Source organism: Bradyrhizobium sp. CCBAU 45321, from assembly GCF_028128975.1.
GTDB lineage: Bacteria > Pseudomonadota > Alphaproteobacteria > Rhizobiales > Xanthobacteraceae > Bradyrhizobium > Bradyrhizobium yuanmingense.
The window spans coordinates 141,267-163,739 of record NZ_LFKZ01000015.1 but is presented as its reverse complement, the minus strand read 5'-3'; the positions used below and the strand labels follow the sequence as shown (position 1 = coordinate 163,739).

Sequence of the window (22,473 nt, the reverse complement as noted above, 5' to 3'; positions counted from 1 at the left end):
ATGCTTCCGGCTACTACATAGCGCCGACCCCTTTCGAAACGGATTGAACGATGGCAGACGCGCGGCGCGCACCCCTGAAGGACCAGACCGACATTTCCGGCGCGCGCGCGCTGATTGTCGAGGCGCGGTTCTATGACGATCTCCAGGATGCGCTGCTGGACGGCGCGGTTGCGGAGCTGAAGGTGGCCGGCCTGACCCACGACGTCATCACGGTTCCCGGTGCGCTGGAGATCCCCGCGGCAGTCGCCATCGCGGTCGATGCCGCGGCGGCGAACGGCAGGCCCTATGATGCGGTGATCGCGCTCGGCTGCGTGATCCGCGGCGACACCATTCATTTCGAGATCGTCTCGCAGGAATCCTCGCGCGCGCTGATGGACCTCGCCGTGGCGCGAAAGCTGCCGCTCGGCAACGGCATCCTCACCGTCAACACCGAGGCGCAGGCCTGGGCGCGGGCGCGTGCCAGCGAGCTCAACAAGGGCGGCGATGCCGCGCGCGCCGCGCTTGCGATGCTGCGCATAAAACGCCGCCTGGCGCAGGCCTGAAGCCATGGCCGATAACACCAAGAAGCCGACAGGCGTTGTCGAGAAGAAGGCGAACCGGCGCGGTGCGGCACGGCTCGCAGCCGTGCAGGCGCTGTACCAGATGGACATCGCCGGTGCGGGCATCAACGACATCTTTGCCGAGTTCGAAAGCCATTGGCTCGGCAACGAGGTCGAGGGCGAGACGTATCTGCCGGCGGAAGCCGCCTTTTTCCGCGACGTCGTTTCCGGCGTCGTCCGCGACCAGAAGAAGCTCGATCCCCTGATCGACGAGGCGCTGTCGAAGGGCTGGCCGCTCAAGCGGATCGAGGCGATCCTGCGGGCAGTGCTGCGGGCAGGAGCCTATGAGCTCCAGCATCGCAAGGACGTGCCGGGCCGGGTGGTGGTCTCCGAATATGTCGACGTCGCCAATGCCTTCGTCGACCGTGAGGAGACTGGCATGGTCAATGCCGTGCTCGACCAGATCGGCCGCCAGTTTCGCGGCGACGAGTTCGGGCGGGGGTAGTTTCCCGCGAGGGCGGTGAAGTGATGCGAGACGACTGCCCCATTCTCCGTCGTCATCACCCGCGAAGGCGGGTGATCCAGTACGCCGCGGCCTATCGGGCTAACACGACTGTCTCTCGAATACTGGATCGCCCGGTCAAGCCGGGCGATGACGGCGGAGGGTGGAGTTGGCGCCGATGACGAACGCACAGGACCCCTCCGGCGAAGACTCCCTCATCGCGCGCTATTTCAAGCCGCTGGCGACCGATCCGGGCGCGTTCGGGTTGGTCGACGACGCTGCGGTGCTGTCCTCGTCCGGCGAGGACATCGTCGTCACCACCGACGCCGTGGTGGAGGGCGTGCATTATCTTGCCGGCGATCCGCCCGACACCATCGCGCGCAAGGCGCTGCGGGTGAACCTGTCCGATCTCGCGGCGAAAGGAGCGACGCCGGCCGGCTTCGTGCTGACGCTGGCGCTGCGCAGCAAGGAGGATGCCTGGCTGCGTCCCTTTGCGGACGCGCTGGGCGAGGATGCGAAGACCTTCGCTTGTCCTCTGCTCGGTGGCGACACGGTGTCGACGCCGGGCCCGCAGATGATCTCGATCACCGCCTTCGGCCGCGTGCCTCGGGGGCGGATGATCGGCCGCACCGGGGCAAGGCCGGGCGACCGCGTCCTGGTGACGGGCACGATCGGCGATGCCGCGCTCGGCCTCGACGTGCTCAAAGGCGGCGCTGCCGCCAGCGCGCTGACATCCGATCCCGCGGCACGGGATTTTCTGGTCTCGCGCTATCGGGTGCCGCAGCCGCGCAACGTGCTGGCGCCGGCCGTGCGCGATCATGCCACCGCGGCGATGGACGTCTCCGACGGCCTCGCCGGCGATCTGACCAAGCTCTGCGCCGCCTCCGGGGTCTCGGCTTCGGTCGACGTGACGAGCCTGCCACTCTCGGCCGCGGCGGCCGGCCTTCGCGCCCGCAACGTCGCGTCTGTCGAGGCGCTGCTTGCGGGCGGCGATGACTACGAGGTGCTCTGCACCGTTCCGCCGGCGCAATGCGAGACGCTGATTGCCGCGGGGCGGTCCCTGGGCGTTGCCGTGACCGCAATCGGTGCGATCACCGAGGGGCAGAAGCCGCTGCGCTTCCTGGACGGGCAGGGGCAGGACCTGCTTTTGACGCGGCTGTCCTACAGCCATTTCTAGCAATTGCTCCAAACCGGCATCCTGGTTCTCAGCGCTTGGTCCTAAATACCTGCCGAGATCGGCCTTTTCGGCCTCATCCGGCGTTGCACCGTCAATTTGATTTTGGCAAGCTCGCGGCCGACTGAAGCCGCCCCTTAAGGGCAAGGGGGCGGCTTTGTTCAAAATCAAGGCGCTGCACCGCACGACGGACAACAAAAGGCGCCGGGGGTACATCAAGGATCTGAGGCAAACATCACATGACAGCATTATGGTTGATAGTGCTCTGCGGAGCGCTTTCCGTCGCCTACGCGATTTGGGCGACGTCTTCGGTCTTGGGCGCGGATGCGGGGTCGCCGCGCATGCAGGAGATCGCAGCGGCGGTGCGCGAAGGCGCACAAGCCTATCTCCGGCGCCAATACACCACCATCGGTATCGTCGGCATCGTCATCTTCGTGTTGCTTGCCTATTTCCTCGGGCTCTACGTCGCCATCGGTTTCGCCATCGGTGCGATCCTGTCCGGCGCCGCAGGCTTCATCGGCATGAACGTCTCGGTCCGCGCCAATGTGCGCACCGCCCAGGCCGCGACGACGTCGCTGGCCGGCGGCCTCGAGCTCGCCTTCAAGGCGGGCGCCATCACTGGCCTTCTGGTGGCCGGTCTCGCGCTGCTGGGCGTGACCCTCTATTTCGCCTTCCTGGTCCATTCGCTGAAGCTGGCGCCTGACAGCCGCGTCGTTGTCGACGCCCTGGTGGCGCTCGGCTTCGGCGCCTCGCTGATCTCGATCTTCGCCCGTCTCGGCGGCGGCATCTTCACCAAGGGTGCGGACGTCGGCGGCGACCTCGTCGGCAAGGTCGAGGCCGGCATTCCCGAGGACGATCCGCGCAATCCCGCGACCATCGCCGACAACGTCGGCGACAACGTCGGCGACTGCGCCGGCATGGCGGCCGACCTGTTCGAGACCTATGCGGTGACCGCGGTCGCCACCATGGTCCTGGCGGCGATCTTCTTCGCCAAGACGCCGATCCTCGCCAACATGATGACGCTGCCGCTCGCGATCGGCGGCATCTGCATCATCACCTCGATCATCGGCACCTTCTTCGTCAAGCTCGGGCCGAGCCAGTCGATCATGGGCGCGCTCTACAAGGGCCTGATCGCGACCGGCATCCTGTCGCTGATCGGCATCGCCCTGGTGATCTACTACCTGATCGGCTTCGGCAAGCTCGAGGGCGTCAACTACACCGGCATGGCGCTGTTCGAATGCGGCGTGGTCGGCCTCGTCGTCACCGCGCTGATCATCTGGATCACCGAATACTACACCGGCACCGACTATCGTCCGGTGAAGTCGATCGCCCAGGCCTCGGTCACCGGCCACGGCACCAACGTGATCCAGGGCCTCGCCATCTCGATGGAAGCGACCGCGTTGCCTGCGATCGTCATCATCGCCGGCATCCTGGTCACCTACAGCCTCGCCGGCCTGTTCGGCATCGCGATCGCGACCGCCACCATGCTGGCGCTGGCCGGCATGATCGTCGCCCTCGACGCCTTCGGCCCCGTCACCGACAATGCCGGCGGCATTGCCGAAATGGCGGGACTGCCGAAGGAGGTGCGTAAGTCGACCGACGCCCTCGACGCGGTCGGCAACACCACCAAGGCGGTCACCAAAGGCTACGCGATCGGCTCGGCCGGTCTGGGTGCCTTGGTGCTGTTCGCGGCCTACAACGAGGACCTCAAGTTCTTCGTGGCCGGCTCCGCGCAGTATCCCTACTTCGCCGGCGTCAATCCGGACTTCTCGCTGAACAATCCCTACGTCGTGGTGGGCCTGCTGTTCGGCGGTCTGTTGCCGTATCTGTTCGGCGCGATGGGCATGACCGCGGTCGGCCGTGCGGCAGGCGCGATCGTCGAGGAGGTGCGGCGGCAATTCCGCGAGAAGCCGGGCATCATGCAGGGCACCGACAAGCCTGACTACGGCAAGGCGGTCGACCTGCTCACGCGCGCGGCGATCAAGGAGATGATCATCCCCTCGCTGCTACCGGTGCTCTCGCCGATCGTCGTCTACTTCCTGATCTATGCGATCGCGGGCGGCGGCGCGGCCGGCAAGTCGGCGGCGTTCTCGGCCGTAGGCGCCATGCTGCTCGGCGTGATCGTGACGGGCCTGTTCGTCGCGATCTCCATGACCTCGGGCGGCGGCGCCTGGGACAACGCCAAGAAGTACATCGAGGACGGCCATTTCGGCGGCAAGGGCTCTGATGCCCACAAATCCGCGGTGACCGGCGACACCGTCGGCGATCCCTACAAGGACACGGCGGGACCCGCGGTGAACCCAATGATCAAGATCACCAACATCGTGGCGCTGCTGCTGCTGGCGATCCTGGCGCACTGAACTGCAAACGACGAAAGGCAAAACCCCGCGGCGTGAGCCGCGGGGTTTTTGTTTTGCATTGTCATTCCGGGATGGCCCGAAGGACCAGACCCGGGATATCGAGATTCTCAGGTGCGCAATTTGCGCACCGGAGTTCGGTTCTTCGAGCCGCCCCGGAATGACGCTGCGCGTCACCGCATGTCCATCTGTAGGGCTTGGTTCTGGCGGGCGCACGCCGCGCAATTCAGGCTCAGCTTGACACGTACAAACCTGCTGTTGACAATAGTTCGCACAGGTGCCGTCAGTCCGCGACGTTGGAAAAATCCCATGGCACTGCTCATTCGACCGGATGAACTGCCGCGCTTTGTACCGGGCGAGTTGCTGCGCTGCAGTGCCGGTCAAGGCTGGAGGGGCGTTGAGCTGCGGACCTATCGCTATCGTGGTCTCGACGTCCCAGTGCCCGCGATGGCCGACTTCATGATCGTCTCCTACAAGCGCGGCAGCACCATGATGGAGCGGCGTTTCGAGGGGCGCTGGACCCGGACCGAGTGTCATCCGGGCGATATTTCGCTATTGACCCGCTCGCAGGCATCGCACTGGCACTGGACCGAGCAGATCGACGTCTCGCATGTCTATCTCTCGGACACTGTGGTCTCCCGCGTGGCTGCCGACGTCCTTGAGCGGCCGATCGCAGCGGTGCGGCTGCACGACATATTGCGCACGCAAAGTCCGATCGTGACCGAAGCCGTCGAGGTCATATCTCGCGAAGCCGGCGGCAACGGCATCGGAGGTGCGTTATACGTCGACGCGCTGAGTACGCAGCTCGTCGTCAATCTGCTTCGCAACTTTGCATCCGTTCAGTTTGTCGACAAGTCCGGAAGGGGCGAACTGCCCCCGGCAATACGCAAACGCATTGTCGACTACATCGAAGCCCGGATCGATCAGGCGCTCTCGCTCGAAGAGCTCGCCGAAGTCGCCTCGATGGGCGTATGGACTTTCGGGAAGCGCTTTCGTGCCTCGTTTCAGACCAGCCCCCACCAGTATGTCCTCGACCGTCGGCTCGAAAAAGCTCAGCAAATGCTGGCTCTTGGCCGCCTGCCGGTGAAGGCGATCGCGTCGGAATGCGGCTTCGCGGATCAGGCCCATTTAACGCGCGTCATGCGCGCACGGCTGGGCCGGACACCGGCCGCCCTCAGGGACGATAGTCCTCGCTAGCGCTTCTTCACCCGATCCTTCAACAAGCTCACTGGTTCCTTCAAGACGACACTGCACGTCGCTTCTAACGTCCTTCCCACAGCCGAATGGCCATTCGGTCGCTCAAGCGGCCGGTACAAAAGAGGGGAAACGTTATGGGCACCTTGTTGGAGTCGACACATGCGTCGCGTGCGGATGCACCGACGACGCACTTGGACGCACTGGTCATCGGCGCCGGGATCGCCGGCCTCTATCAGTTGTATCGCCTGCGAGAGATGGGACTGAGCGTCCGCGCTTACGATACGGCATCGGGGGTGGGTGGCACCTGGTACTGGAACCGCTATCCGGGTGCGCGCTTCGACTCCCAAGTCGAGGTCTACCAGTATTGGTTCTCCGAGGAGCTGTACAAGGCCTGGAAGCCGAGCGAGCGATTTCCCGCGCAGCCGGAGACTGAGCGCTGGCTGAACTTCGTTGCGGACCACCTCGACCTGAAGAAGGACATTCAATTCAACAGCCGCATCGTCTCGGCCCACTATCGCGAGAAGGACGGCCGCTGGACGGTCACGACGGAGGCTGGCGAGACGATCGACACTCAATATGTCCTTGCTTGTTGCGGCATGCTGTCGGCTCCGCTCGTGGACCACTTTCCCGGCCAGTCGACGTTCCGCGGCGAGATCCACCATACCGGACGATGGCCGAAACAGGGCGTCGATCTCAAAGGCAAACGGGTCGCGGTGATCGGCACCGGCGCGACCGGAATCCAGGTCATCCAGACCATCGCCCCTGACGTGGCCGAAATGAAGATCTTCGTGCGGACCCCGCAATACGTGGTGCCGATGAAAAATCCGCAGTACAGCCAGGCCGAATGGGACCTTTGGGCCAGTCAATTCCACGATCTGAAGAAGCGCGTTCGTTCGACCTTCGCCGGCTTCCATTACGACTTCGAGAACCGTCCCTGGGCGGAGCTGACGCCCGGAGAGCGCACGGAAGTACTGGAAAAGTTCTGGAAAGAGGGCTCGCTGTCGATGTGGCTGGCGACCTTCCCGGAAATGTTCTTCGACGAATCGGTCAGCGCCGTCGTGTCCGATTTCGTACGGGGCAAGATGCGTGAGCGCCTGCGCAACGATCCAAAACTGTGCAGCCTCCTGATCCCGTCCGATTATGGCTTCGGCACGCACCGCGTGCCGCTCGAGAACAGCTATCTCGAGGTCTATCTGCAGAACAACGTCGAAGCAATCGACTGCCGGTCCACGCCGATCGAGCGCATCGTGCCCGAGGGTATCCAAACCTCTGACGGCAAGGTTCACGAGGTCGACGTCATCATCCTCGCTGTCGGCTTCGACGCCGGGTCCGGCGCGCTGAGCCGGATCGACTTCCGCGGCCGCGACGGTCGTTCGCTGAAAGAACAGTGGAAGCAGGAGATCCGTACCGCCATGGGCCTTCAGGTCCATGGCTATCCGAATCTGTTCACGACCGGCGCGCCGCTCGCACCTTCGGCTGCTCTCTGCAACATGACCACCTGTCTGCAGCAGCAAGTCGACTGGATCGCCGACTGCATCGACTACGCGCGGATGCAAGGCAAGCAAACGATCGAGGCCACCCGCGAGTTCGAAGACAATTGGGTGAAGCACCATGACGACACCGCTGCGGCGACGCTCGTGGTCAAAACCGACTCTTGGTACATGGGCTCTAACGTCGACGGCAAGCCGCGCCGGCTGTTGTCCTATATCGGCGGCGTCGGCAACTACAATCGACAATGCGACGAGCTCGCCGCCAGCGGCTATCCCGGTCTCGCGATGACCTGACCCTACGGCTCCAAAGGAAAAGCCAAATGAGCAACAATCCCTATTACGGGCCTGAAGGTCACGGCCCCTACGAGATGATCAACATCGGCGACCTTCTGCTCGAGGATGGCGGGGCCATTCCCGACTGCAAGCTCGCCGTCGCCACCCACGGCACGCTCAACGCTGCGAAGGACAACGCCATTCTCGTCCCCACCTGGTACTCGGGCACGAGCAAGATCATGGAGCAGGTTTATATCGGCGCGGGCCGGGCACTCGATCCCACGAAATACTTCATCATCGTGGTCAACCAAATCGGCAGTGGATTGTCGACATCGCCGCACAACGCCAGCGGAGCGATGGTCGGACCAAATTTCCCAAAGGTCCGCATCGGGGACGACGTTCGCGCCCAGCACCGGCTGTTGACCGAATACTTCGGGCTAACGAGCCTTGCTCTCGTGGTCGGGGGCTCGATGGGCGCGCAGCAAACCTACGAATGGGCTGTGCGCTATCCGGATTTCGTCAAACGCGCGGCGCCGATCGCCGGTACGGCGAAAAACACCGAGCACGACTTCCTCTTCGCGGAGACGCTGAATGAGGCCATCACGACCGATCCGGGCTTCAGCGGGGGACACTACGGCTCGCCGGCCGATGTCGCTGCGGGCCTCAAGCGACAGGCGAAGCTCTGGACCGTGATGGGTTGGAGCACCGACTTCTTCCGTGCCAACCGACACAAGGCGCTAGGTTTCGAAACCATGCAGGGCTTTGTCGACACCTTCATGACCGGATACTTCGCGCCGATGGACCCGAACAATCTGCTATCCATGGCGTGGAAGTGGCAGCGCGGCGACGTCAGCCGCAACGCCGACGGCGACCTTGCTGCCGCTCTCGGGCGGATCAAGAAGACATTCGTGATGCCGATCAGTCACGACATGTTCTTCCCGCCGGCCGACTGCGAGGCCGAGCAACGGCTCATTCCGGGGAGCGAGTTGCGCCCGCTGGCCAGCATCGACGGGCACCTGGGCTTGTTCGGCACCGATCCGCAGATGCTCGCGCAGCTCGACGCCAACCTGTCCGAGTTGCTCGCCACGCGTGTAAACTGAACGAGCTAAAGCGCGATGATGATTCAATCGGAATTCGTCGCGCTTCAGCGATCAGGTTCTTGACGCGGATGCTCGATCGATGCTCATTCGGCGTTGTAGCCGTCGAGAGCAAGGCGTCTACCCCCGCCGGTGCGGCAGCGGAGCTGGCAAGCGTTCTCCCGGCCAGCGGTGTTGCGGCGGTGCTCGTCTTTGTTTCACCGCGTTACGATCCGCAACGGTTTGCGGCCGAAATGAGGACCCGCTTTGTGGGCATCCCCGTCTTCGGCTGCACGACCGCCGGCGAGATTGCGCTCAATGGATGGGATGAAAACAGCATCGTCGCGCTCGCCTTCAGCGCTGCCGACTTCGACGTGACCGCTCACCCCATCCTGGGGCTCTCAAATTTTCGCATCGAAGACCATCGCGCGATTGGCGCAGATCTTCGACATAGCTTCTTCCGAAAGGGCCGCAATGCCGACGGTGAGCGCTGCTTCGGGCTCTTGCTCATCGATGGCATGTGCCAGCGAGAAGAAGTCGTCTTGGCGGCGATTCATGCCTCGCTTGGTCATATTCCGCTGGTCGGCGGCTCGGCCGCAGATGGTCTGCGATTTGACCGCAGCTGGGTCTATTTCGGGGGCCGCGCCCATACGGATGCGGCGGTGCTCCTTGTGTTTAAGACATCGTTGCCGTTCCTTATCTTTTCTTGCGACACTTGCGAGCCTTGCGCAGAAAAGATGGTGGTGACGGAGGCTGATCCGGATCGACGTACTGTTAGCGAGTTGAATGCCGAGCCAGCAGCAGCCGAATATTCGCGCATGGCGGGCATCACCGACAGTGTACTCGATCTCGCTGCGTTTGCATCCCATCCTGTGCTCGTACGGATCGGCGATGCGTATTTTGCACGTGCGATACGACGGGTCGATGCGGACGGCACGCTGCATTTTGCCTCCGCCATCGACAAAGGCCTCGTGTTCACTGTGGCCACTCTGCGTGACCCGGTCGACCCAACCGGCAACCTTTTCGCGCAAATCCAGCAAGAAATCGGGGAGGTCTCGCTCTATATCGGATTCGAGTCCGTTCAGAGGCGTATGGGCGTCGAGCATCAATGCGCCCGCGACATGTCACGACTGTACCGAACCCATCGCGTGTTTGGGTGCAATACCTATGGTGAGCTGTATGGTCCGATGCACATGAACGGAACGCTCACCGGTGTGGCGATCGGCACCCCCGGGCGAAGTAGGTGCGCCGATACGAAGATCTCCGAGTTTGCCCGACGCGTCCCACGGGATTCGTAAAATGCCAAATGCGCGCTGGCCGTGAGCTGCGATTCCGGAGCTATTCCTGCGCCTTGACCAATCGGCGTTGCGCGTCGATGTTTCGCGACGGACAACACGAGCTGCGTTTGCTGCGTTCCATGCTCCCTTGCCGCTGATTTGCTCGACACGGCAATAGCTTGATCGAGCGGACATCGTGCCGTCCTGCGACAGCGCCTCTACTGTGCATGGGGTTGTTTTTCACTTTTTTGCCGGAAGGGGGCGGCGTGGCCCGGCAGGGAGGGGAGGGAGCACTATCGGCTCCCCTCGCAATGACGGGGAGGGACCTACTGCACGTCCATCTGCAGGCCTTCCTTCTGGATGATGCCGGCGAACTTCTTCGTCTCGGCGTCCACGAAGGCGGCGAACTGCTCGGGCGTGCCGTAGTCGGCGCGGGCGCCCATGGCGGCGATCTGCTTCTTGACGTCCTCGCGCTCCAGCATCGCCTTGACCTGGAGATTGAGCGCGCCCAGCACCTCGGGTGAGGCGCCCTTCGGCAGGAAGACCGCGAACCAGGAGGACACGTCGAAATTCGCCAGCTCCGGCGCACTCTCACGCATGGTCGGCAGGTCTTTGGCGAGGTCGCTGCGCTCGGGCGTGGTGACGCAGAGACCGTTGAGCGTGCCGCTCTGCACCTGAGGCAGGGTCGGATAGAGATTGTCGAACAGGATCTGGATGTCGCCGGCAAGGGCGGCTTGGAGCGCGGGGCCGGCGCCGCGGAACGGGATGTGCGTCATCTTCAAGCCGGTGAGCTGGAGAAACCAGGCGCCGGTGAGGTGAGGGCTCTGGCCGACGCCGGAGGAGGCGTAGCTGAGCTTGTCCGGATTGGCCTTCAGATACGCGATCAGCTCGGGAATCGTTTTGATGCCGGTCTTCGGATGCGCCGAGACGATGTTCGGAATCCGGATCATGTTCGAGACCGGCTGAAGCTGGTCCGGCTTGTAGCTGAGGTTCTTGAAGATGCTGTAGGCGATCGCGTTCGGGCCGGGGTTGCCGACCAGGATGGTGTGACCATCCGGCTTGGCGCGCACGGCCTCGGCGGTGCCGATCGTGCCGCCGCCGCCGGAGCGGTTTTCCACGACGGCCGACTGACCCCAGGCGGTTTGCAGATGCGCGGCCAGGAGGCGGCCCATCACGTCGGTCGAGCCGCCGGCCGCGGCCGGCACGATGAGACGAACGTTTTCAGTGGGCTTCCAGTCGGCAAGGCTCGATCGCGGCAGAATCGCTGCGGCCGAAAGGCCGGCAGCACCGGCGAGCACACGACGGCGGGACAACAAAGGTTTAGGCACGAATCCACTCCTGCTTTTTGCGTTGCGGGAACCGTAGGGAACGGCACGTGCGACCGCAAGTCGCGCGCGAAGACAAGTGCCGCGCAGAGAGCGGCACGACGACGCAGGCGTAAGCCCATATACCTTGCGATGGAATTAAGCGGCTTCAGGAGTCTCGTTCGACGCGCATTTTCGACGCGAAGCGACAAGCGCTTCGATCGAATTCTTCGACGGCCTCAGTTGAAGCTGAGCAGCTTGAACAGCGGGGTGAGGTAGCTCATCTCCTGACCCGACGTCGGCGTGGTGCGGCTGATGAAGTCGAAGATCTTGCCGTCCTGGAGACCGTAATTCGCAAGCCGGCGCACGCGCCGGGTCTTGTCGAAATAGACTGCGATGACACGCTGATCGACCACCTTCTGGTTCATGAAGGCGACCGGGCGCTCCGAGCGCTGCGAGATGTAGTAGAACACTTCACCGTCGAGGGTCGCGACCGTCGAAGGCGTGCCCATCACGATCAGCACCTGATCCTGGCTCGCGCCGATCGGAATCTGCTCGAGCGCGCCGGGCGGCAGGATGTAACCCTTCTGGAACTGCTCGCCGGTGCAGGCTGCAAGGGCCACGCCGATCACGGCGGTGGCCGCGAGCATGCGCAGGCCGCGCCAGCAGGCATGAAGGCCGCGCCGCATGTCCGCGCGCAGGCTGAACTGGTTCGTTGTCGTCATAGCGGAACTGATTCCGTCCCCTTGCGTCGCGCGAGGCGCTGAAGTACCGGGCTGGGCGTCTGAATGCAACTCGCGCGCGCCCGCTTGCGGAAACCACAATGCTTTGGCCGTTCAATCACTTCAGGAAACCCCGGCGAACCCCGCCCGGCACCATTGAGGCCATCTATGGCATGATCGTGACGCAGGCGCGAGAACCCTTGTTTTACCGGGTCTTGGGTGTGCCCGATACGGTTAACGGGCGTTTCGACCTGTTGCTGCTGCATCTCTGGCTGCTGCTGCGCCGTCTGCGCGCGGTTCAGGGCGCCGCGGAGCTGTCGCAGGCGCTGTTCGACCGCTTCTGCGAGGACATGGACGACAATCTGCGCGAGATGGGGGTGGGCGACCAGACCGTGCCGAAGCGGATGCGGGCCTTCGGAGAGGCTTTCTACGGCCGCGTCCAGGCCTACGACCAGGCGATGGAAGCCGGCGGCGAGGCGCTGGCAGCGGCGATCTGCAAGAATATCTTGAATGGGACCGGCTTCGACCAGGCGGAGCGGCTCGCGGCCTATGCGAGGGCCAGCGAGGCCGATCTTGGTCGGACCGACGAGGCCGCGCTGCTGCGCGCGTCCTTCAAGTTTCCCCGGGCGCTGTCAGAGGATGTCACGCCATGAGCCGACCAGATACCGAGCGCGATCCCTGGCGGGCGCCCGTCATCGTTGCGCAAATCCCGGACGGCGGGCTGCACCGCGAGCTCGAGGCTTCGGCGGCCGAGCGGCAGGCGATGGCGGAGGTCGCGGGCTTGCGCGAGATCCTGTCCGCCGATGCCAGCTTCGATGTCGTGCCGAAAAGCGGGGGGCGGGTCCAGGTCACGGGCCTGGTTCGTGGCCGGATCGGCCAGACCTGCGTCGTCACGCTGGATCCGATCGAGAGCGAGATCGAGGAGGAGGTGGACCTGATGTTCGCCCCCGAGGCCGAGGCGCGCCGCCTGGCCGATCTGATCGAGGAGGGGCAGGACGACGAGGCGCCGCCCGAGGTTGCCGACCCGCCCGAGCCGATCACGGGCGGCATCATCGACCTCGGCCGGCTCGCCACCGACGTCCTGTTCCTGGCGATCGATCCCTATCCGCGCAAGGAGGGGGCCGTGTTCGAGGCGGAGGTCATCGCTCCCGACCCCGAAGACCATCCCTTCGCCGTGCTGAAGGCATTGCAGGACAAGAAGAAGGGCCAATGAGGGGCATTTTCGCTCGCGGCTGCCTTGCCGGGGGACGCGAGCCATTTGCCTTGATGGTTTGAGACAGCTGTTTATCTGTCTGATTTCAATGTATTTCTCGCGAAATCCGCGGACGGCGGCCGGATCGCCCCGAATGCAAAAGGCTGGGGGCAAGAGGTTGTTTCGGGGGTACAAAACGCTATTGTCGCGCCCCGGTCCGGGTGCGACGTGGCGCTTGGCCGGCCGCCGTCCCGGTGGCGAACCCATTTTGCGGCCCCGCTGATCCCAAGACCGCACCAGACCAGGTTTCCAGGACTTACATGCCAAGCAAGGTTCGCATCGCGCTGGACGCCATGGGGGGCGATGTCGGCCCCGCCGTGGTCATTCCGGGCGCCGCCATCTCGCTTGGCCGGCATCGCGACACCGAGTTCCTGCTGGTCGGCGACCGCGCCAGGATCGAGCCCGAGCTCGACCAGCACCCGAAGCTGAAGGCCGCCTCCAAGATCGTCCATACCGACGTCGCCGTCAGCATGAAGGACAAGCCGAGCCAGGCGCTGCGGCGCGGCCGCAAGACCTCCTCGATGTGGCTCGCGATCGACGCGGTCAAGAAGGGCGAGGCGGACGTCGCGATCTCCGCCGGCAATACCGGCGCGCTGATGGCGATGGCGCGCTTCCATCTGCGCACACTGCCGGGCATCGATCGGCCGGCGATCTCGGCGATCTGGCCGACCCTGCGCGGGGAGTCCGTCGTGCTCGACCTCGGCGCCACCCTCGGCGGCGATGCCCACCATCTGGTGTCGATGGCGGTGATGGGCGCGGCCAAGGCGAGCGTGCTGTTCAACAAGACCCGGCCCACGGTCGGGCTGCTCAATATCGGCGCCGAGGAGATCAAGGGGCACGAGGAGATCCGCGAGGCCAGCGAGATCCTGCGGGCGCGGAACCTGCCGGAGCTCGAATATATCGGCTTCGTCGAGGGCGACGGCATCGGCAAGGGGCTCGCCGACGTGATCGTCACTGAAGGCTTCAGCGGCAACATCGCGCTGAAGGCGGCCGAGGGAACCGCACGGCAGATGGCGGAATTGCTTCGTCACGAGATGCAGCGGAGCTGGATGTCCAAGCTCGGCTATCTCTTCGCGCGCAGCGCCTTCCAGGCCCTGCGCGACAAAATGGACCCCAACAAGTCCAATGGTGGCGTGCTGCTGGGACTGAACGGGGTGGTGGTCAAGAGCCACGGCGGAACCAACGCCGAAGGCTTTGCCTATGCGATCGATGTTGGCTATGAGATGGCTCACTACGATCTCCTGAACAAGATCAATCAGATGCTCAACCGCGAGGGTGGTGCACTCAAATTCGTGCAGCCCGCGCCGGAGGATGTTTCGTGACTCAGATTCGTTCGGTCGTGCTCGGCTGCGGCTCTTATCTGCCGGAGCAGGTGGTGACCAACGCCCAATTGGCGGCGCGCATCGATACCTCCGACGAGTGGATCGTGCAGCGCACCGGCATTCGCGAGCGGCATATCGCGGCCGAGGGCGAGTTTACCTCGCACCTCGCCATCAAGGCGGCACAGGCGGCGCTCCGCGATGCCGGCGTTGACGCGCAATCGATCGAGCTGATCGTGCTGGCGACCTCGACGCCCGACAACACCTTCCCCGCGACCGCCGTCGCCGTGCAGCACGGCCTCGGCATCAATCATGGCGCGGCGTTCGATCTGCAGGCGGTGTGCTCGGGCTTCGTGTTCGCGCTCGCCACCGCCGACAATTTCCTGCGCACCGGGGCCTACAAGCGGGCGCTGGTGATCGGCGCGGAGACCTTCTCGCGCATCCTCGACTGGAACGATCGCGGCACCTGCGTGCTGTTCGGCGACGGCGCCGGCGCCGTGGTGCTGGAGGCGCAGGAGCAGCCCGGCAATGCCGCGACCGACCGCGGCATCGTGACCACGCATCTGCGCTCCGACGGCCGCCACAAGGCAAAGCTGTTCGTGGACGGCGGGCCGTCCTCGACCCAGACCGTCGGCCATCTGCGCATGGAGGGCCGCGAGGTCTTCAAGCATGCGGTCGGCATGATCACCGACGTCATCGTCGATGCCTTTGCGGCGACAGGGCTCAATGCCGACGGCATCGACTGGTTTGTGCCGCACCAGGCCAACAAGCGAATCATCGATGCTTCCGCGCACAAGCTGCACATCGCGCCGGAGAAGGTGGTGCTGACGGTGGACCGCCACGGCAACACCTCGGCGGCCTCGATCCCGCTGGCGCTCTCGGTGGCGCGCAAGGACGGCCGCATCAAGAAGGGCGACATGGTCCTGCTGGAGGCCATGGGTGGCGGCTTTACCTGGGGCTCGGCGCTGGTGCGCTGGTAAGCCACACCGATAAAATTTTGCCGGAATCACCGCCGATTATCGCTACGTCTGCATTGATGTGCGGTGTTGACCGCCGTATCGTAAGCTCATAATTTCAGACAAGAATTGTTCGCCGTGAGGTGGGGCAGGGCGATGAGCGAGACCAGCAAAACCGTAACGCGTGTCGATCTGTGCGAAGCCGTCTACCAGAAGGTGGGCCTGTCGCGCACGGAATCGTCTGCCTTCGTGGAACTCGTGCTAAAGGAGATCACCGACTGCCTGGAGAAGGGCGAGACGGTGAAATTGTCCTCGTTCGGCTCCTTCATGGTGCGCAAGAAGGGCCAGCGCATCGGCCGCAACCCGAAGACCGGCACCGAGGTGCCGATCTCGCCGCGCCGCGTCATGGTGTTCAAGCCATCGGCGATCCTGAAGCAGCGGATCAACGCCCAGCACCGCACCAACGGCGACGCCACCCAGGCTCAAGAAGAGGCGTAACCGCCTTTCGGAAAGGACTGGCCTTTGGACAAGGCGCCGGATGCGTTCCGAACCATCAGCGAAGTAGCGCAGGAACTCGACATTCCGCAGCACGTGCTGCGGTTCTGGGAGACCCGCTTCTCCCAGATCAAGCCGATGAAGCGCAGCGGCGGCCGCCGCTATTACCGCCCCGACGACGTCGACCTGCTCAAGGGCATCCGCCGGCTGCTCTACGGCGAGGGCTACACCATCCGCGGGGTGCAGCGCATCCTGAAAGAGCACGGCGTCAAATCGGTGCAGGGCCTCGCCGACAGCGCGGCCGCGGTCTCGTTCGGCGCGATCGAGGACGCGATCGGCGCGAGCCTGATGGAGCCGGAGGACGAGGCCCCCATCAAGGGCGTCACCGACACCGACGATGACGACTATCAGGGCGATGAGGAGGAAGGCATCGACTTCCGCTTCACCGAGATCGACGACGAGGAGATCCTCACCACCTTCCGCAAAGGCGGCGCCGCCGCGCCCGCCGGCCCCAGCGCGCTCGACCGGGAGCGGCTGGAGCGGGTCCTCGGCGACCTCGTCGCCTGCCGGGAGATGCTGGATCAGGCCCTGAAGGAGGGCTAGGGCGGTCCCGCGGGCTTTCCGGGGCAGTTCCGGAAGCTTTGGACGGATCCAGCAAAATGCTGCGGCCTCGCCTTGCGCAAAGCGGCGATCCTAGCTAATGGAACGGCATTCGGAGCGTGGCGCAGCCCGGTTAGCGCACTAGTCTGGGAGACTAGGGGTCGGAGGTTCAAATCCTCTCGCTCCGACCATTTTCTCAACATCTGTCGGGTTGACCGTCGGCGCGAAGCCTGCTCCGGGCCGCGAGGGATGCCTGTGACCAGAAGCGGGGCCTGCGGCGGGCGGTACATCAAGACGCCGAAAACAACCCCATGCACAGTAGCGATGTCATTGGGACATAAGGTTTTTCTGAAACGATGTGACTCGTCGGACCGGGGTAAGGAGCGGATCGTCGGACAATGACGACCGAGCTGTCGGCGAGAGGCTCAATCTTGACCATTCTCCTCGCAATCCGAAACCGTTCGTGTCGATAAGAGTTTCGATACGCGGCATCAGGACGCTTCCATTTAGGCGAGGGCAACATGTTTCAGCTATCGTGGAGCGAGATCTTCGTCCCGACGCATTCCGTCACGGAAATAATCGTGCGGGGCACCATCATGTATCTCGGCATCTTCACGCTGATGCGCTTCATTTTGAAGCGGCAAACCGGCGGGCTCAGCATCCCTGATGTGCTTCTCGTCGTCCTGCTGGCGGACGCGGCGCAGAATGGCATGGCGGGCGAATACCGCTCGATCACAGAAGGTATCGTGCTCGTTGCCACCATCATTTTCTGGAATCTCGCCATCGACTGGGTCGGGTATCACGTGCCTTTCGTGGAGCGGCTTGCTCGCCCGGCGCCGCTCCTGCTCATCAAAAACGGGCAGGTCCTTCGCCGCCACATGCGGCAGGAACTGGTGACGATGGACGAGTTGATGAGCAAGCTGCGCGAGGAGGGCATAGCGAGCCCCTCGGACGTGGTAGAAGCATATATCGAGGGCGATGGAAATATTAGCGTGAAAAAGAAGGAAGCCTGACGGCCTTCCTCTGCCCGCCGAAATGATCGGCGTTGCGGAGCATCGACGATAGACTAATTGTTATCCTGCGAGGAGCTTCCGCCGGCTTCCATAAAGGCACACGCGCCGAGGACTGACGCCACCACCTCGAATACCCCATCGCGATCCGCGTGGTCCACCAGCGTGCGCACCATCTCCCACGACCAACCGAGGAAACGCCCATCAGGTCAGGCCCGATGACACAGCGCGCGCGTTTTGCTCGGAACCAAGATTCCCTGCCAGCTATCCGTGGGAAAATCCGAACGCCGGTTAGCCTCCGCGCGTTCGAGGTCATGCATGTACAGTACTGGGGCACTCGGCGGGTCGCTTGACTCAGGTCAATATCCGGCTGACCTCAGTGCGCCAACATTGTTCTATTGACCGCATCAAACTTCACTCGCTCTCGGCGAGACCGACGTGGTGCAATTGCCTTTGGGCGAAGTCGCTCCTCAAATGAGGCTCTCAGCCCGGCATCTAGCGTGAGCGATCTCGGCAGCTTCTCGGTGCTGGGTCGCGTACATCGATCGCGAATCGTTGCACGACGGAAAGCAGAATGAAGCTCGGGCTTGCGCTGCCGCCACCTCAACGTGATTTGCGTCTCGACCTGTTTCGCGGCCTCGCCAACTGGGCGATGTTTCTCGGCCATGTCCCCGGCACGGTGCTGGTGTGGTGTTCGTTCCGAAATTATGGATTCAGCGACGGGGCCGACCTGTTCGTATTCATCTCCGGCTACACCTCAGCGCTCGTATATACGCGAAAGATGGAGCGAGGCTTTGTGTTCGGAACCAGCAGGCTATTCAGGCGCGTATGGCAAATCTACACGGCGCATATCCTGCTATTCCTGATCTACCTGGCTTTTGTCCATTTCCTGTCGGAAAGGTTCAACGCCCCTGATCTGGTCAATCTGTTCAACGCCGGACCGGTCACCAGCGCGCCGGTAGAGATGATGACGCAGGGGCTTTTGCTGAGATACAAGCCTCTGAATTTGGACGTGCTGCCGCTCTACGTCGTTTTGATGGGGCTGTTTCCTCCCATCCTCTGGTTGATGTTGAGATTTCCCGACGCCGTCATGATCGGGTCGGTGCTGTTGTATCTGGCTGCGCGGCAATTCCATTGGAATCTGCCTTCCTACCCGTCGGGAAGCTGGTACTTCAATCCGCTGGCGTGGCAGCTTCTGTTTGTGACGGGCGCATGGCTCGCGTTGACCGGTGCGGGGCGCCTGCATTTCCTGCTACGGTCCAGGTTCGTGCTGGTCGTTGCGATTGCCTATTTGATTTTTGGGGCGCTCATGACGTTAGCTGCTCACCAGCCTCAGCTCCGGGCCTTGTTTGGGCCCGCCTTGTTCGAGCTTTTCAATCCCAACGACAAGACCAATCTGGCGCCCTACCGCTATCTTCATTTGATGGTGCTGATTATCCTGGGTGCCCGGTTCATACCGATCGATGCGCGCGGGCTACAAGCCACCATCTGGCGACCGCTGATAAAGTGCGGCCAGCAGTCCCTCGAAGTGTTTTGTGTGGGCATTCTGCTGGCCTTCATCGGGTACTTCATCCTGCAGTTGGCAGGGAACGGCATCCTCGCTCAACTGCTCGTCGGAGCGGCAGGAATCGCGATCATGACGGCGGTTGCCTACTACAGAGCCTGGTCAAAGCGAGTGGAGAAATCTTCACATGAGAGTCCGGTAGATGGAAAGAGAGCGCCGGAAAGCACCGGCTCCGTCGAGCATCTTGTCCTGCGCGGCGGCGGAAGGGTGCCGCAGGTCGCTCGCGGGACGGATTCGCGGCAGCCGCCCTTAACCGAGGTTTGACAACCGCCGCCGGCGCTGACGAAGAGTGCCTCGACAAGGTCGCCCCCGGTACGCTGTTCAATACCTCCTGTTCGTAGGCAGAGCCGGCGGCCTTTGTCGCCCAGATAAGCGGGAGGCGAAGCCTTTACTGCGAGGTCCACGCGTTGGTGCGCACCTATCTCGAAAGCCGCCGCAACGAGATGCGCAAGATCGACCTCGATCCGGCGACCTTCATCCGCGTCAGCACGATCGAGTCGGTGGCGCACAACGTGGCCATCGCGCCAGTGCGGTATTTTGCGCGACCGGCTCAATCGCGCTGATGCCGATGAAGGCGGCGAGCCACTCGAGCGGGCAGATCCACAAGCGCGTCCGGTTATTCAATGTCACGGCGCTTCAAGAGTCATCTGCTACAGCACCTCGGCACGAACCTGGGCTACGCCGCGACTCGTAATCCCCAAGCTGCGCGCGGCAGCGAGCGAGAGATCGAGGACGCGGCCACGAATGAACGGGCCTCTGTCGTTGATGGTGACGATGACGCTGCTTCCTCCATGGGTCACGCGGACCTTGGTGCCGAACGGTAGGGTGCGATGCGCCGCCGTGAGGTGATTCCGATTGAATGTCGAACCGCTCGCTGTCTTGCCTTTGGAATATGAATAATAGGAGGCCTTTCCAGTAAAGACTCGATTGAAAGATCGCATGCCCGAGCGATCAGCCGATGGCTCTTGTGCGGTTGGAGGTGGCGCCTCAATCTGATCCTTCTTCGGCTGTTCGGGTCCAGCAGGCGCCGGCTCTGCCTGAGCCTTCGGAATGATGGACCACCGGTCATGGAAATCCTGTGCTTGAGCGCCGTTCGCGTTCAACCCGATCCAAGCAGGGACTGTCGCAATCGCCGCCATTCTGACGAGAAGATGCATTGTCGACCTCATGAACGATTGAAGATCAAGCCGACAATGCAAGCTCAGAGGTCGCGTTCCTTAAGACGCGCAAAAACGGTGATGACATACCGACATCGCGGAGCAAGAGCGTGCTTGACCACGCTCCGGCTCTCCCCGGCCTCAAATAATAATGATTTAATTTGTCAAAATTAAATATATTTAAATATTTAAATTGGCGAGGCGAGTTACCGCGCGACGACTGACGCGGTCGCGTCCCGGCGGAGGATGAGTCGCGCAAATACGATCAGCTTTGGACGCAGGCAGTGCGATCGTCATCAGGCCAGATGCGAAGCTCAAGAAGGATCGTGCGGAGCTAGATCGCAAGTGCCCTGGCTTGTCGCCCACCTACCTCAAATACCCCACCACCATCCGCGTCGTCTCGTCCACCAGCACCTTCACCATCTTCTCCGACAGCATCTCGCCGTTCAGCACCGTGTTGTGCGCGATGGCTTCGATCGCGCTCACGCACATGAACGCTGCGAGCGCGGGGTCGAGCTTGCGCATCTCCTTGCGGTGACGTTCGAGATAGGCGCGCACGAGGGCGTTGACTTCGTGGCTGTAGGCTTCGACCTCGGCGAGGTGGCCGGAGCGGGGGATCTGCTCGGCGAGGACGCGATGCAGGTTCGGGTCGATTTGATGGGCCTCGATCGCGACGGTGACGAGGCGGCGCACAGCCTTCTCGATCGGCAGATCGGCGACCTCCGCGAAGGCGGCGCGGACGACATTCATGATCGCCTCGTTGTGGCGGTCGATCACGGCGGCGACGAGCGCCTCCTTGCTGGGAAAATATTGGTAGAGCGAGCCGACGCTGACGCCGGCGATCTCGGCGATGCGGTTGGTACTGGTCTTCTCGAAGCCTTCCTTGACCAGAATGCGAGCAGTTGCCTCGACCAGCGCGTCGACGGTGGCACGGGATCGCTTCTGCGAGGCATTTTTCCGGGGTGTTGTGGACGGTTTGCGGGCCACGGACTTGTGATCTGAATGCGAGTAGGAAAAGCGAGTGAATGCTCGCATTATATCGTCCAATGGCGGCGGGTCGGCAACCCTCTTCGTCGCCGGGTCGAAACAGCCGGATGGGGATGTGGCGATGAGCGTTGCGAGACTTGTGTCGGCCTTTCAATTCTGTCCGGGCGGCTGCGTATTCGGCGCGCGGACGTCGCGCGATCCTGCACCAAGCCTGCAAAGCCGGGCGTTCAACCTGCTGCTGCGCCAGCTTCCGTACAAGGCGCAGCTCGCATCCGCCGAAGCGGTGCAGGCGCGTGTGCAGAAGCTGGCGCTGGCCCCGGCCTCTCACGAGCCGATCGGGGTCGGCGGCGGCGTCGAGGTGACGCTGACCAAGATGGGCGGCTGGCCGGTCTACTACACTGCTCCGGCGTCGGGCTACGAGGGCTGCAACTACGTCATGTTCCTGCATGGCGGCGGCTACATCAACGAGATCGCGCCGGCGCATTGGCGCTTCATCGGTGAGATGACGCGCAAGGCGCGCGTCTGCTGTGTCGTGCCGATCTACCCGCTGGCGCCGCGGGCGACCGCCAAGGACGTCGTGCCGGCGACGGCCGAGCTGCTGCGCATGCTGCTGGAAGACGCGGCCGATGCAAAGGTTACAGTCGTCGGCAATTCGGCCGGCGCTGGCCTTGCGCTCGCCGCCTGCCAATGGCTGCGCGATCGCGGGCATCGGCAGCCGAGCCGGATGCTGCTGATCTCGCCCGCGGCCGATGCCTCGGTCAGCCGTCCGGAGCAGGTTGCGATCGCCGCGCGCGATCCGATCCAGGATATTCCGGGCATCGTTGAGGCCGCGCGGCTCTATGCCGGCGAGCTCGAGGTCGGCCATCCCTTCGTCAGCCCGCTCAACGGCGGTTTCCGCGGGCTCGCGCCGATGACGATCTTTTCGGGCACGCGCGATCTTCTCTATCCCGACAGCGTCGACCTTGCCGCAAGGGCGAGGGCGGTGGGCGTGCCGATCGAGCTGCATCTATTGCGCGAGCAGCCGCACAACTTCGCGCTGATGCCGACGCCGGAAGGACGGCGGGCACGCGCGATCATCTTGCGTGAAGTGGCTTAGAGGGAGGGCGTGATCATGGTCACAGAGCGCCTGCCGTGATCGGTCTGGCGCCGTGTCCGCGCGGAGGGATAAGCGGCCCCCGGGCGTTTCCTCTTGGATTGATCGTTCTGGTATCCGTGGTCTCGA

22 protein-coding genes and 1 tRNA gene are annotated in these 22,473 nt (G+C 63.4%); 19 read left to right on the top strand and 4 right to left on the bottom strand.

Going from position 1 to position 22,473, the window contains the following annotated elements:
• Nucleotides 1–50 precede the first annotated feature (50 nt).
• The 8 genes from ribH to ACM43_RS03540 all read left to right on the top strand — a co-directional run bounded on the left by ribH (nt 51) and on the right by ACM43_RS03540 (nt 9,906).
• Nucleotides 51–542, top strand: a complete 492-nt coding sequence (ribH, locus tag ACM43_RS03575; RefSeq protein WP_271538081.1) for a 6,7-dimethyl-8-ribityllumazine synthase — start codon at nt 51–53, stop codon at nt 540–542.
• A gap of 4 nt (nt 543–546) precedes the next feature.
• Nucleotides 547–1,044, top strand: a complete 498-nt coding sequence (gene nusB / locus ACM43_RS03570) for a transcription antitermination factor NusB (protein WP_036010453.1) — start codon at nt 547–549, stop codon at nt 1,042–1,044.
• Nucleotides 1,045–1,219: 175 nt separating this feature from the next.
• On the top strand, nt 1,220–2,218 hold the full coding sequence (gene thiL, locus ACM43_RS03565; protein ID WP_271538080.1) for a thiamine-phosphate kinase: 999 nt from the start codon (nt 1,220–1,222) through the stop codon (nt 2,216–2,218).
• A gap of 236 nt (nt 2,219–2,454) precedes the next feature.
• Nucleotides 2,455–4,575 (top strand): sodium-translocating pyrophosphatase, encoded by a 2,121-nt coding sequence (locus tag ACM43_RS03560; protein ID WP_271538079.1) that lies wholly within the window; start codon nt 2,455–2,457, stop codon nt 4,573–4,575.
• A 306-nt stretch (nt 4,576–4,881) separates the two neighbouring features.
• A complete protein-coding gene (locus ACM43_RS03555; protein ID WP_271538078.1) occupies nt 4,882–5,769 on the top strand; it encodes an AraC family transcriptional regulator in 888 nt (295 codons plus the stop codon).
• 134 nt (nt 5,770–5,903) lie between these two features.
• Nucleotides 5,904–7,553 carry a flavin-containing monooxygenase gene (locus tag ACM43_RS03550; protein ID WP_271538077.1) on the top strand — a complete coding sequence of 550 codons (1,650 nt, stop codon included), beginning with the start codon at nt 5,904–5,906 and terminating at the stop codon, nt 7,551–7,553.
• A gap of 26 nt (nt 7,554–7,579) precedes the next feature.
• Nucleotides 7,580–8,632 (top strand): alpha/beta fold hydrolase, encoded by a 1,053-nt coding sequence (locus ACM43_RS03545; protein WP_271538076.1) that lies wholly within the window; start codon nt 7,580–7,582, stop codon nt 8,630–8,632.
• Nucleotides 8,633–8,700: 68 nt separating this feature from the next.
• Nucleotides 8,701–9,906: an FIST signal transduction protein gene (locus ACM43_RS03540; RefSeq protein WP_271538250.1), complete on the top strand. Its 1,206-nt coding sequence runs from the start codon at nt 8,701–8,703 to the stop codon at nt 9,904–9,906.
• A 305-nt stretch (nt 9,907–10,211) separates the two neighbouring features.
• Here the strand turns inward: ACM43_RS03540 and ACM43_RS03535 are convergent, their stop codons facing one another.
• Nucleotides 10,212–11,213, bottom strand: a complete 1,002-nt coding sequence (locus ACM43_RS03535) for a Bug family tripartite tricarboxylate transporter substrate binding protein (protein WP_271538075.1) — start codon at nt 11,211–11,213, stop codon at nt 10,212–10,214.
• Between the two features lie 215 nt (nt 11,214–11,428).
• Nucleotides 11,429–11,914 (bottom strand): outer membrane protein assembly factor BamE, encoded by a 486-nt coding sequence (locus ACM43_RS03530; RefSeq protein ID WP_271538074.1) that lies wholly within the window; start codon nt 11,912–11,914, stop codon nt 11,429–11,431.
• 98 nt (nt 11,915–12,012) lie between these two features.
• On the opposite strand from ACM43_RS03530, the gene ACM43_RS03525 reads away from it, so the two are divergent.
• The 10 genes from ACM43_RS03525 (at nt 12,013) to ACM43_RS03480 (ending at nt 19,670) form a co-directional block, all read left to right on the top strand.
• Entirely contained in the window at nt 12,013–12,564 is a 552-nt protein-coding gene (locus tag ACM43_RS03525) for a ubiquinol-cytochrome C chaperone family protein (protein ID WP_036025467.1), read from the top strand.
• Entirely contained in the window at nt 12,561–13,124 is a 564-nt protein-coding gene (locus ACM43_RS03520; protein WP_271538073.1) for a YceD family protein, read from the top strand. Before ACM43_RS03525 ends, ACM43_RS03520 begins: the two co-directional genes overlap by 4 nt.
• Before the next feature lie 299 nt (nt 13,125–13,423).
• On the top strand, nt 13,424–14,485 hold the full coding sequence (gene plsX, locus ACM43_RS03515) for a phosphate acyltransferase PlsX (protein ID WP_271538072.1): 1,062 nt from the start codon (nt 13,424–13,426) through the stop codon (nt 14,483–14,485).
• The gene (locus tag ACM43_RS03510; protein WP_036025462.1) at nt 14,482–15,462 is read left to right on the top strand and encodes a beta-ketoacyl-ACP synthase III; all 981 of its coding nucleotides are present in this window, start codon (nt 14,482–14,484) and stop codon (nt 15,460–15,462) included. The genes plsX and ACM43_RS03510 overlap by 4 nt, the downstream gene beginning before the upstream one ends.
• A gap of 132 nt (nt 15,463–15,594) precedes the next feature.
• A complete protein-coding gene (locus ACM43_RS03505; protein WP_036010431.1) occupies nt 15,595–15,936 on the top strand; it encodes an integration host factor subunit alpha in 342 nt (113 codons plus the stop codon).
• A 24-nt stretch (nt 15,937–15,960) separates the two neighbouring features.
• A complete protein-coding gene (locus ACM43_RS03500; RefSeq protein ID WP_271538071.1) occupies nt 15,961–16,536 on the top strand; it encodes a MerR family transcriptional regulator in 576 nt (191 codons plus the stop codon).
• Nucleotides 16,537–16,646: 110 nt separating this feature from the next.
• Nucleotides 16,647–16,724: transfer RNA gene (locus ACM43_RS03495), tRNA-Pro, on the top strand.
• Between the two features lie 330 nt (nt 16,725–17,054).
• Nucleotides 17,055–17,546, top strand: a complete 492-nt coding sequence (locus tag ACM43_RS03490; RefSeq protein WP_157283499.1) for a DUF421 domain-containing protein — start codon at nt 17,055–17,057, stop codon at nt 17,544–17,546.
• A 571-nt stretch (nt 17,547–18,117) separates the two neighbouring features.
• Complete coding sequence (locus ACM43_RS03485; RefSeq protein ID WP_271538070.1) at nt 18,118–19,371, top strand: OpgC domain-containing protein; 1,254 nt, start codon at nt 18,118–18,120, stop codon at nt 19,369–19,371.
• Nucleotides 19,372–19,517: 146 nt separating this feature from the next.
• On the top strand, nt 19,518–19,670 hold the full coding sequence (locus tag ACM43_RS03480; RefSeq protein ID WP_271538069.1) for a hypothetical protein: 153 nt from the start codon (nt 19,518–19,520) through the stop codon (nt 19,668–19,670).
• 87 nt (nt 19,671–19,757) lie between these two features.
• Here ACM43_RS03480 and ACM43_RS03475 read toward each other — a convergent pair whose 3' ends face one another.
• Together ACM43_RS03475 and ACM43_RS03470 are read right to left on the bottom strand one after the other, a co-directional pair.
• Complete coding sequence (locus ACM43_RS03475) at nt 19,758–20,264, bottom strand: septal ring lytic transglycosylase RlpA family protein (protein ID WP_271538068.1); 507 nt, start codon at nt 20,262–20,264, stop codon at nt 19,758–19,760.
• A 366-nt stretch (nt 20,265–20,630) separates the two neighbouring features.
• A complete protein-coding gene (locus ACM43_RS03470) occupies nt 20,631–21,251 on the bottom strand; it encodes a TetR/AcrR family transcriptional regulator (RefSeq protein ID WP_271538067.1) in 621 nt (206 codons plus the stop codon).
• 121 nt (nt 21,252–21,372) lie between these two features.
• Between ACM43_RS03470 and ACM43_RS03465 the strand changes: the two genes are divergently transcribed.
• Nucleotides 21,373–22,347, top strand: a complete 975-nt coding sequence (locus ACM43_RS03465; protein ID WP_271538066.1) for an alpha/beta hydrolase fold domain-containing protein — start codon at nt 21,373–21,375, stop codon at nt 22,345–22,347.
• Nucleotides 22,348–22,473 lie beyond the last annotated feature (126 nt).

Coding starts and splice junctions, on each gene's coding strand:
- ACM43_RS03520 (WP_271538073.1), top strand. CDS start 12,561: ATGAGCCGACCAGATACCGAGCGCGATCCCTGGCGGGCGCCCGTCATC.
- plsX (WP_271538072.1), top strand. CDS start 13,424: ATGCCAAGCAAGGTTCGCATCGCGCTGGACGCCATGGGGGGCGATGTC.
- ACM43_RS03475 (WP_271538068.1), bottom strand. CDS start 20,264: ATGCATCTTCTCGTCAGAATGGCGGCGATTGCGACAGTCCCTGCTTGG.
- ACM43_RS03530 (WP_271538074.1), bottom strand. CDS start 11,914: ATGACGACAACGAACCAGTTCAGCCTGCGCGCGGACATGCGGCGCGGC.
- ACM43_RS03560 (WP_271538079.1), top strand. CDS start 2,455: ATGACAGCATTATGGTTGATAGTGCTCTGCGGAGCGCTTTCCGTCGCC.
- nusB (WP_036010453.1), top strand. CDS start 547: ATGGCCGATAACACCAAGAAGCCGACAGGCGTTGTCGAGAAGAAGGCG.
- ACM43_RS03525 (WP_036025467.1), top strand. CDS start 12,013: ATGCTTTGGCCGTTCAATCACTTCAGGAAACCCCGGCGAACCCCGCCC.
- ACM43_RS03555 (WP_271538078.1), top strand. CDS start 4,882: ATGGCACTGCTCATTCGACCGGATGAACTGCCGCGCTTTGTACCGGGC.
- ACM43_RS03550 (WP_271538077.1), top strand. CDS start 5,904: ATGGGCACCTTGTTGGAGTCGACACATGCGTCGCGTGCGGATGCACCG.
- ACM43_RS03505 (WP_036010431.1), top strand. CDS start 15,595: ATGAGCGAGACCAGCAAAACCGTAACGCGTGTCGATCTGTGCGAAGCC.
- ACM43_RS03490 (WP_157283499.1), top strand. CDS start 17,055: ATGTTTCAGCTATCGTGGAGCGAGATCTTCGTCCCGACGCATTCCGTC.
- ACM43_RS03485 (WP_271538070.1), top strand. CDS start 18,118: ATGAAGCTCGGGCTTGCGCTGCCGCCACCTCAACGTGATTTGCGTCTC.
- ACM43_RS03465 (WP_271538066.1), top strand. CDS start 21,373: ATGAGCGTTGCGAGACTTGTGTCGGCCTTTCAATTCTGTCCGGGCGGC.
- ACM43_RS03540 (WP_271538250.1), top strand. CDS start 8,701: ATGCTCGATCGATGCTCATTCGGCGTTGTAGCCGTCGAGAGCAAGGCG.
- thiL (WP_271538080.1), top strand. CDS start 1,220: ATGACGAACGCACAGGACCCCTCCGGCGAAGACTCCCTCATCGCGCGC.
- ACM43_RS03545 (WP_271538076.1), top strand. CDS start 7,580: ATGAGCAACAATCCCTATTACGGGCCTGAAGGTCACGGCCCCTACGAG.
- ribH (WP_271538081.1), top strand. CDS start 51: ATGGCAGACGCGCGGCGCGCACCCCTGAAGGACCAGACCGACATTTCC.